The organism is Acinetobacter sp. UBA3025, assembly GCF_002367915.1.
Classification (GTDB): domain Bacteria; phylum Pseudomonadota; class Gammaproteobacteria; order Pseudomonadales; family Moraxellaceae; genus Acinetobacter.
Window position 1 is genome coordinate 1 of record NZ_DFDO01000237.1, and the last position, 9,503, is coordinate 9,503.

General features: G+C 44.6%; 9 protein-coding genes and 2 pseudogenes. 7 read left to right on the forward strand and 4 right to left on the reverse strand.

Features of this window, described 5'->3' with window-relative positions; genetic code table 11:
* From rplD to B4J23_RS10035, 4 genes and pseudogenes are all read right to left on the reverse strand, one after another.
* A pseudogene (rplD, locus tag B4J23_RS10020) lies at positions 1-93 on the reverse strand (50S ribosomal protein L4); the annotation flags it as partial.
* A gap of 11 nt (positions 94-104) precedes the next feature.
* Positions 105-743: a 50S ribosomal protein L3 gene (gene rplC / locus B4J23_RS10025; RefSeq protein ID WP_005233737.1), complete on the reverse strand. Its 639-nt coding sequence runs from the start codon at positions 741-743 to the stop codon at positions 105-107.
* Between the two features lie 60 nt (positions 744-803).
* Positions 804-1,115, reverse strand: a complete 312-nt coding sequence (gene rpsJ / locus B4J23_RS10030) for a 30S ribosomal protein S10 (RefSeq protein ID WP_000070912.1) — start codon at positions 1,113-1,115, stop codon at positions 804-806.
* Between the two features lie 274 nt (positions 1,116-1,389).
* Positions 1,390-2,124 (reverse strand): type 1 glutamine amidotransferase, encoded by a 735-nt coding sequence (locus B4J23_RS10035; protein WP_004786930.1) that lies wholly within the window; start codon positions 2,122-2,124, stop codon positions 1,390-1,392.
* Between the two features lie 162 nt (positions 2,125-2,286).
* On the opposite strand from B4J23_RS10035, the gene B4J23_RS10040 reads away from it, so the two are divergent.
* The 7 genes and pseudogenes from B4J23_RS10040 to B4J23_RS10070 all read left to right on the forward strand — a co-directional run bounded on the left by B4J23_RS10040 (position 2,287) and on the right by B4J23_RS10070 (position 9,496).
* On the forward strand, positions 2,287-3,489 hold the full coding sequence (locus B4J23_RS10040) for a PLP-dependent transferase (protein ID WP_291360383.1): 1,203 nt from the start codon (positions 2,287-2,289) through the stop codon (positions 3,487-3,489).
* 18 nt (positions 3,490-3,507) lie between these two features.
* Positions 3,508-5,025 (forward strand): helicase HerA-like domain-containing protein, encoded by a 1,518-nt coding sequence (locus B4J23_RS10045; protein WP_291360385.1) that lies wholly within the window; start codon positions 3,508-3,510, stop codon positions 5,023-5,025.
* Between the two features lie 152 nt (positions 5,026-5,177).
* Entirely contained in the window at positions 5,178-6,386 is a 1,209-nt protein-coding gene (gene hmpA, locus B4J23_RS10050; RefSeq protein ID WP_004786935.1) for an NO-inducible flavohemoprotein, read from the forward strand.
* A gap of 89 nt (positions 6,387-6,475) precedes the next feature.
* The gene (locus tag B4J23_RS10055) at positions 6,476-6,916 is read left to right on the forward strand and encodes an RrF2 family transcriptional regulator (protein ID WP_005233729.1); all 441 of its coding nucleotides are present in this window, start codon (positions 6,476-6,478) and stop codon (positions 6,914-6,916) included.
* Between the two features lie 93 nt (positions 6,917-7,009).
* A complete protein-coding gene (yihA, locus tag B4J23_RS10060; RefSeq protein WP_291360388.1) occupies positions 7,010-7,927 on the forward strand; it encodes a ribosome biogenesis GTP-binding protein YihA/YsxC in 918 nt (305 codons plus the stop codon).
* Positions 7,928-8,029: 102 nt separating this feature from the next.
* Positions 8,030-8,979: pseudogene (locus tag B4J23_RS10065) on the forward strand (metal-dependent hydrolase).
* A 97-nt stretch (positions 8,980-9,076) separates the two neighbouring features.
* Positions 9,077-9,496: a VOC family protein gene (locus B4J23_RS10070; RefSeq protein ID WP_008303005.1), complete on the forward strand. Its 420-nt coding sequence runs from the start codon at positions 9,077-9,079 to the stop codon at positions 9,494-9,496.
* Positions 9,497-9,503 lie beyond the last annotated feature (7 nt).

Consider the following 9,503-nt stretch of genomic DNA (forward strand, 5'->3'; position numbering starts at 1 on the left):
AACAACTTGGTGTACAAGAGCTTCATTAAATTCACGACCGAACGCAACTTCTGATAATTCAACAGCAGAGCCGGAAACAGTATTTAAATTCACGTTATTTCCCCTCAGGCCTTGATCGTAGGACGAACAGTTACGTCGCCACCAGTAGCGCCAGGAATCGCACCTTTAACTACTAGAACTGAACGTTCTGCGTCGATAGATACAATTTCAAGACCCTGTACAGTTACGCGTTCAGCACCTAAATGGCCAGCCATTTTTTTGCCTTTGAACACGCGACCAGGAGTCTGGTTTTGACCTGTAGAACCTAGAACACGGTGAGAAACAGAGTTACCGTGAGTAGCGTCTTGAGTACGGAAGTTCCAACGCTTAACACCACCTTGGAAACCTTTACCTTTAGACTGACCAGTTACGTCAACAATTTGACCCACTGTGAACAGATCTACACCGATAGTAGCGCCAACTTCACGACCTTCAAGCTCAGCTTCTGAAACGCGGAATTCTTGAACCAGACGACCAGCAGCAACACCAGCTTTCGCGAAGTGACCTTTCTGAGCGTTAGTTACGCGAGATTCGCGACGTTCACCAGTAGTGATTTGAATCGCTTGATAACCATCAGTTTCAAGCGTTTTGATTTGAGTGATGCGGTTAGGATCAACCTCAATCACTGTAACAGGCACAGAAACACCAGCATCTGTAAAGATACGTGTCATACCGCACTTGCGACCGACTAAACCAATAGCCATGTGCATAAACCTCTAAAAAAGCGGCCTAATTAACTTAGAGCGTTAATTAACCCGAAAGCCTTAACCCAATGCGATCTGAACATCAACACCAGCTGCAAGATCTAACTTCATCAATGCATCTACAGTTTTGTCTGTAGGTTGAACGATGTCGATCAAACGTTTGTAAGTGCGGATCTCGTATTGGTCACGCGCATCTTTGTTAACGTGTGGTGATGTTAAAACGTTAAAACGTTCAATACGTGTAGGCATTGGAATTGGACCACAAACTTGTGCGCCAGTACGTTTTGCTGTTTCTACGATTTCTTGAGCTGATTGATCAATAAGACGGTGATCAAAAGACTTAAGACGGATACGAATTCTCTGGTTAGACATACCAGTTAACTCCAAGCCAAATATATAAAGAATCACTCTTGACGCATCTCACCCCACTATTTTAAGGCAAGTGTCAAGAGCAGTGAAATATCACTAAGGTCGTGATCGATGCCACGACTGTAACGATAGTTAACTACTTTCTTCGTAGTTAACCCCCTTCCTATCGAAGGGTCGCTTATTATAGCCATTGTTTATTGCATAAGCAAATCCCTTTTAGAGTTTTTCTTGCTGTATTTCAATTTATTCGGGAAATCAATTGTTTATTTTTTACCCACTAGGCCGTTTTTTCCAAAACATACTGAATAGCTTGATTTAGTATTTGATTTCCTTGGATAAAATTATTTTTGGTTGTTCTTTTCAGTTGTTGGATGTCCTGTACATATTTTCCAGAAAATTGTGAAATTTCTTCTTCATTTTCCAAAAACAGCTTTAAAGTTTCCGGGGTGATTTCCGGATGAAACTGGAACCCCAAGACATTCTTGCCGAGTTGATACATCTGATTACGACAGGCTTCATTTTCTGCCAGATGAATTGCCCCTTTAGGTAGTTCAAAGGTTTCACTATGCCACTGCATAATTTCAAACTGTTCAGGTAAAATAAAACAATCCTCGGGTACATGCGCGACTTTGCGTACCGTGGTCCAGCCTAACTCCTGCTCCTGGTTACGGCTGACGGCCGCACCCAAGGCATTGGCAATCAGCTGCCCACCTAAACATAGGCCAATCGCCGGTTTGCCTTGAGAAAGATAACGGCGTAACCAGCGTTTTTCGATCTTGAGCCATGGATAATTTGCCTCATCATTGACACTCATGGTGCCTCCCATGATGATCAGTAAATCAACTTCATCGACTGATGGCAAAGCTTCAATATCCAGTGGACGATCGACGGGTAAAGCAAAGAATTCAGTCGCAGTAATTTGCGCCTGATGCTGCTTTAAAAAATCAATACAACTACCAAAACCCTCGCCAGCAATATGCTGAAAATAATGTACTTTTAACTGCGACTTCATGCGCCTAAACCTTTTGTTGTAGCTCTCTGATTTTAGGTTTTGCAAAAATGAAGCCAACTTTTTAGCAATGTCAATTTTTTCAACATTTCACAACATAACTGGCAGCAATAATGAGATTCTCTTAAGCTAAAGCAATATTTGATTACATTTAAGAGCATTCACGTGAAAAAAAATCCTCAAACAGCGCTGATTCATGCACCACGAAAGGCCCCGCAATATATTTCCAGTATTCAACCTCCCCTGTTTCGTGCATCCACCATCATCTTTAACAATACTGATGCCCTATTTAATCGCCACTGGACTGATGACTATGACTATAGCTATGGCACGCATGGTACACCGACGACATTTACCTTAGGCGATAGCATTGCCCAGATCGAAGGTGGTCAATATTGTTTGCTGGCACCGAGTGGTTTATCCGCGATTAATCTCGTGAATTCTTGTTTTTTAAGCCAGGGCGATGAAGTGTGGGTTGCAGATAATATCTATGGTCCAAACATGGAACATTTACGTAATCTGGAAAACCGCTATTGTATTCAGGTCAAAGTCTATAATGCGATAGATGCGGATACTTTTCAGCCCTCGGAAAAAGCCAAACTACTTTGGCTTGAAGCGGCGGGTTCCGTGACTTTAGAATTTCCCGATTTAAGTCGCTTGGTCAAGAAGGCCCAAGCGAACAACATTCTCACTGCGCTGGATAATACCTGGGGTGCAGGTCTTGCCTTTAATGCTTTTGATTTCGGCAATGAACACTTAAGTGTCGATATGACCGTGCATGCCCTGACTAAATATCCAAGTGGTGGCGGTGATATCCTGATGGGTTCAGTGGTTACGCGCAATAAAGAACTGCACCACAAGTTGTTCCGTGCGCATGCCATTCAGGGTATTTCAGTATCAGGTGATGATGTCGCTCAGGTACAACGTAGTCTGGCGTCGATGCAACTCAGATATGAACATCAATCACAAAGCTGCTTAACCTTATTAGACTGGCTCAAACAACAACCAGAATTTGTTCAGGTCTTACATCCGGCTCATACTGACAATGCTGGCCATGAAAACTGGAAAGAAATTTGCAAGCAAGGACATAGTGCCGGACTGGTCAGCGTGATTTTTGACAATAACTACAAGTTGCAAGATATTCGAAATTTCTGTGACAGCTTAAAACTGTTTAAGCTTGGCTTTAGCTGGGGTGGCCCTGTGAGTCTGGTCATGCTATATAACTTAAAAGAAATGCGTGTGCTTGAACATTCACATTTGAAAGAGGGTTTTCTGGTTCGTTTCTGTATTGGTCTGGAACATCCGAAAGATCTGATTGAAGATATTCAGCACGCACTACAAAACATGAAAAAACTTAAAAATGAGTAAATAACAACATCAAAATCTATGGTTACACCAATTATTATTGCTAAAAAAACCAGTGATACCACGCAAGATATTGTGCTGCACTCACAGCTTGCCAACCGTCACGGGCTAATTGCCGGCGCGACCGGAACTGGCAAAACGGTAACTTTGAAAGTTTTGGCAGAAAGCTTTTCCAGCATTGGTGTACCCGTGTTCCTTGCCGATGCCAAAGGCGATGTTTCCAGCCTGGCCAAGCCAGGCGAAAGTAATCCTAAGTTTGATGAACGTATTAAAAGTCTGAATATTGATTCGATTCCTTTTGAAGCTTCGCCGGTCGTATTCTGGGATCTGTTTGGTGAACAAGGCCATCCGGTCCGTACTACGATTTCTGAAATTGGGCCACTCTTGCTTGCCCGCATCCTGAACCTGAATGACACGCAAGAAGGCGTTCTCTCGGCAGTCTTCCGAATTGCCGACGATCAGGGCTTGTTACTGATCGATTTTAAAGACCTGAAAGCCATGCTCAGCTATGTCAGCGAACATGCTGCAGACTTTAAAGCGGAATATGGCAATCTCTCCCCCGCCAGCCTCGGTGCGATTCAACGCAATTTATTGGCACTTGCAGATCAAGGCGGGGATAAATTCTTTGGCGAGCCAGCACTCGACCTGATGGATTTCCTGCAAACGGATAGCCAAGGCCGCGGCAATATCAATTTGCTGGCTGCCGACAAGCTGATGAATACACCGAAGTTGTACGCCACTTTCCTGCTATGGATGCTGTCAGAGTTATTTGAACAGTTACCAGAAGTGGGTGATCTGGACAAACCGAAACTGGTGTTCTTCTTTGATGAAGCCCACCTACTCTTTGATAATGCCAGCCCCGCCCTGCAGGAAAAGATTGAACAGGTGGTGCGTCTGATCCGCTCCAAAGGTGTGGGGATTTATTTTGTCACCCAGAATCCATTCGACTTACCTGAAAGCGTATTAGGACAACTCGGCAACCGGGTTCAGCATGCCTTACGCGCTTTTACTCCTAAAGATCAGAAGGCAGTCAAAACGGCGGCGGATACCTTCCGTGCCAATCCAGAATTTAAAGTACAGGAAGCGATTACTGAACTTGCTGTAGGTGAAGCGCTGATTAGCTGTCTGGATGAAAAAGGGACTCCACAGATTGTTGAACGTGGCTGGATCATGCCACCACATTCTTCTTTTAGCCCGATTACACCAGAAGAACGTAAAGCACTGATGCAGCAAAGCATTGTCGCTGGTATTTATGAGCAGGAAGTTGACCGTGACAGTGCGCATGAGATGCTGCAGCAAAAAGTACTGGAACTTCAGCAGCAGGCTCAAGCTGCGGAACTTGCCAAGCAGCAAGCCAAGGAACAGGAACGTTTGGCACGTGAACAGCAAAAAGAAGCTGAACGTGCAGTCAAGCAACGTGAAAAACTCACACAGGATATTGTGGGTACCTTTGCCAAAAGTGCAGCACGTAGTCTGGGTGGTAGTACCGGACAGAAAATTGTGCGTGGTCTATTAGGTTCCCTCTTCGGGCGCAAATAACCTTCCTTTCTCCGATCGAAAACATCATTTTTATGGGATATTTTTATATCCCATAATTTTTTTATGGTTTTATGCTTTTACTATATTGTAAAAGCACTTTATAAGATGTATTTTAAATACATCTTATAAATAACAGCCATGAGAGATCAGCTATGACTCCACAGCAAATTGACCTTGTAAAAGCCACTGTTCCTGTACTTCGTGAAAATGGGGTTGCCCTGACCGGTTATTTCTATAACCGCATGCTAGGCAATAATCCTGATTTGAAAGAAACCTTTAACATGGGACATCAACGCAGTGGAGCTCAAGCACAAGCCTTGGCAGGTGCGGTTCTGGCTTATGCTGAAAATATCGAAGATCCATCTGTGCTGTTACCCGTGGTTGAGCTGATCGCACACAAGCACGTGAGCTTAAACATTAAGGCACCGGACTACGGTATTGTTGGGGAAAACCTTTTACATTCGATCAGTGAAGTGCTGAACATTTCGATGGATGATCCACTGATTGATGCTTGGGCTGCAGCGTACGGTCAACTGGCGGATCTGTTCATTGCCACTGAAAAAGCGATCTATGATCAGCATGAACAGACTAAAGGCAGCTGGTTAGGCTGGCGCAACTTCAAGATTGCCAAGAAAGTCGTGGAAAGTGACGAAATCACTTCTTTCTACCTGGCTCCAGTCGACGGCGGTCCATTACCAAAATATGAAGCCGGCCAATACATTTCAGTACGTGTATTTGTACCTGAGCTGAACCTGAGACAGCCACGCCAATACACCCTGTCAACTTGCCCACAAGCGGATTACCTGCGTATTTCCGTGAAACGTGAAGATCAGAAAGGCGACATGGTTCCAGGCTGGGTATCGAATACTTTACATAGCCTTCCAGAAGGTTCAGAAATTGAAGTCTCTGCACCAACAGGTAACTTCTACCTGATCGATCCGAACAAACGTAATGTGTTTATCAGTGGCGGTGTAGGCCTGACTCCAATGGTGGCCATGCTAAACCAGCTGGTGACTCTGGACATGCCACAACCTGTGACTTTCATTCATGCCTGCCGTAGCAAACAGGTACATGCAATGAAACAGCATATTCATGACCTGAAAGCCAAATACCCACGTTTAAGCACAATGACTGCTTATGAATTCCCGCACCCAAGCGATAAACTGGGCGAGGATTATGATGTTGCCGGTCGACTGGACTTAAGCACTGTAGATAGCGCATTATTACCAGCCAATGCAGACTACTATCTCTGTGGCCCAATGCCATTTATGGCTGAACAGCAAAAAGCGCTTGTCGCTCGCGGAATCCCTGCTGAGAACATTCATAGCGAAGCCTTTGGCACAGGTGGTGTACGCCACTAACTGCTTCTTCAGCTTAAAATAAAAACAGAGGGTTAGTCTGGTATGCTAGACTAACCCTAATTTTTTTCGTCAAAAACATCAGTATTATCATGCAACTGAATAAATTTACTGACTATGCGCTGCGCATACTGATGTATGTTGCACAACCTCGTGATCTGCCTTATACGATTGCCGAGCTGGCGGAGCGCTTACAGATTTCGCAGAACCATGCCATGAAAATCGTCTACTTTATGGCGAAACAGGACTGGCTCATTACCTCTCGCGGTAAAGGGGGTGGAATCCGTCTCAATCCGGCTGCCCTGAAAGTTCAGCTAGGACAGATTGTGCGTATTCTACAACGTGATAACCAGATTGTAGAATGTAATGATCCACCTTGTATATTACGTACCAATTGCGGATTAAAAGGCATTCTGGATCAGGCTGTGGAGCAGTTCTATACCAGTCTGGATCAACATATTCTGGGTGATGTCGTTGAACCGACTAAGGAATATTTTAGCATCCAGTCACCGATTAGTCTGATCAATCTCTAATACCCTTATTCTATTGAACAATTCTAAAGTTCGCTTGCCCGCCCGACTTCCTTTATAATAGCTTCTTGTATAATTAGTCATTGAAGTTGAGTCATGCATCACAGCAGAGGAAAGTCGAAAAACAGTAAGGCATCAAATGCCCCAAAGCAAAAGATCAGCTATGAAAAAAAGGTCGATCCAGCCATTACTGAATATTCGGTACAAGCCCTCAACTGGTTACGCAAAGCTGAGTTCCTGATGAGTGCACCCAAGCTGAGCTTGTGTGTAGAAGATACCGGTTATGAAGTGGCTTTTGCTGGCCGCTCTAATGCAGGTAAATCGAGTGCCATCAATGCCCTGACCAATCAGAAACAGTTGGCCCGTGCGTCCAAAAAACCAGGCCGTACCCAGATGATCAACTTCTTTAGCCTTGGCAATCCGGATCAGCGTCTGGTCGATTTGCCGGGTTATGGCTACGCAGCTGTCCCAGAAGCCATGAAAATTGTCTGGCAGAAAGAACTGGAAAACTATCTGATTCACCGCAAGAGCCTGCAAGGTCTGGTGTTGCTGATGGATATCCGTCACCCGCTACAACACTTTGATGTGATGATGCTGGAATGGGCGTATTCACGTAAATTATTCGTACATGTCCTGCTGACCAAAGCCGACAAGCTGAACCGTGGCCCCGCTTCGAAAGCGCTACAAGAAGTGAAAGCCAAACTGAAAAAGATGAAGCTGGATTTCTCGATTCAACTATTCTCTTCTCTAAACAAGCAAGGTTTGGAAGAATTGGCCAGTGTGATGGGCGGCCGTTTGAACTTCACTTTGAATCAAGCACCTGAATTTGATCTGGACAGCATTCCTGAAGCTTCAATGCATGATTTAAACGAAGCTGATGAACCAACTGAATTATTAGAAGATGAAGATGAGACCAACAGCGCTCATGAAGTCAGTGCCAGTGAACTGAATGATCTGGACGCGCCTGTGGAAGCTGATCCAACAAAGATTGTCGAACAGGATCCACAAAAATAAGCCGAATGTGTTTCATCGGATAAAAGAATGTCCCGTATTGCCTGCTGCAATTCGGGATATTTTTTTCATACTGTCTTGATCAAGCAGTGATGGATTCACACCATGTCTTTACTTTCGCGCTTCAAAACAACAAGAATTGGCTCTTCCATTTCCTATTTTATCCAGCCTCGCAAAGTCAGCTTTGAATGGCAAGACACTCCAGTCGACTGGATTCCTGATCAGCCCTTTGCCAGTTACTTCGTCAATGAAATTAACAATATTCTGCCCGCGGGTGAACTCTGGTTCTGCTGTTTATATAACAAAGTCCTCCCCCAGATCACTGACGAAAAATTAAAGCATGATGTGCAGGCATTTATCCGTCAGGAAGCCATGCATGCCCAAGCGCATAATTCGGCCAATAAAGAATATTTATCTGAACGTCAGATTGATATCCAGCGCAATCTGGACATCATGCATTTCCTATTTAACAAGCTCCTAGCCGATCATCCATTCGGTCTCAAAATTCCTAAAATCTTAGAACACCAATGGGATCTGTTCCGTCTCGGTATCATTGCGACGATAGAACACATGACCTGTGTCCTGGGTAAATACGCACTCTACAATACTGAATGGGAACGTCTGGGTGCTGATCCGAATATGCTGGATCTGGTGAAATGGCATGGTGCTGAAGAAATTGAACATCGTAGTGTGGCTTTTGATTTATATCGTCACCTAGGTGGCGGCTATATTGCCCGTTATTATCTAAGTGTGGTGGTCATTATTGGTGTAATTGGCCTTTGGGTGGATGGTGCTGCACATCTGTTATCGCAGGATTCACGTTTCAAGCAGTATCAGCCAGCCGTATATAAACCCTGGATCTGGAAAGAAAAGAATGGTTGCGTATTTCCCAGTCAGATAACCGCCTTCTGCCTAACCCGCTGTGGTTAGTATCCCAACAGCTCGGTTATTTAATGCCTTGGTATGATCCGGTGCATGAAGGCAGTACCGATGATGCGCTGCATTATCTCAGCCATTCACAGGCAGCCAAACGCGCTACTCTCAAAGTCGCTTAAGCTTGCCTGTTATTACAATTTCTAACAGCAGGGATCATTTCCCTGCTTTTTATTTGACCTAAGATAAAGCTATAGACATGACCATAAGGATGAGCTCATGCAAGCACGGATTTCAGTGATTACACTCGGTGTTCGCGACCTGGAGGCTGCACTACGCTTTTATTGTGATGGGCTGGGCTTTCCCAGTAAAGGCATTGTTGGCAAAGAATTTGAATATGGCGCAGTCGCATTTATTGAACTACAGGCTGGATTAAAACTGGCTTTATGGCCGCAAAGCAGCATCCAGCATGATACCGGACTCGAACCGAGTCTGATGTGTCCCACGCAAATGACCTTGGGACACAATGTGTATAGCCCATTAGATGTCGATCAGGTCATGACTCAGGCTGAAAAAGCTGGAGCCAAGATTGTGAAAGCTGCACAGGCCACATTTTATGGCGGCTATGCAGGCTATTTTCAGGATCCAGATGGACATCTGTGGGAGGTGGTTTTCAATCCTCAACTAGAGATGGACTGATCCAGCT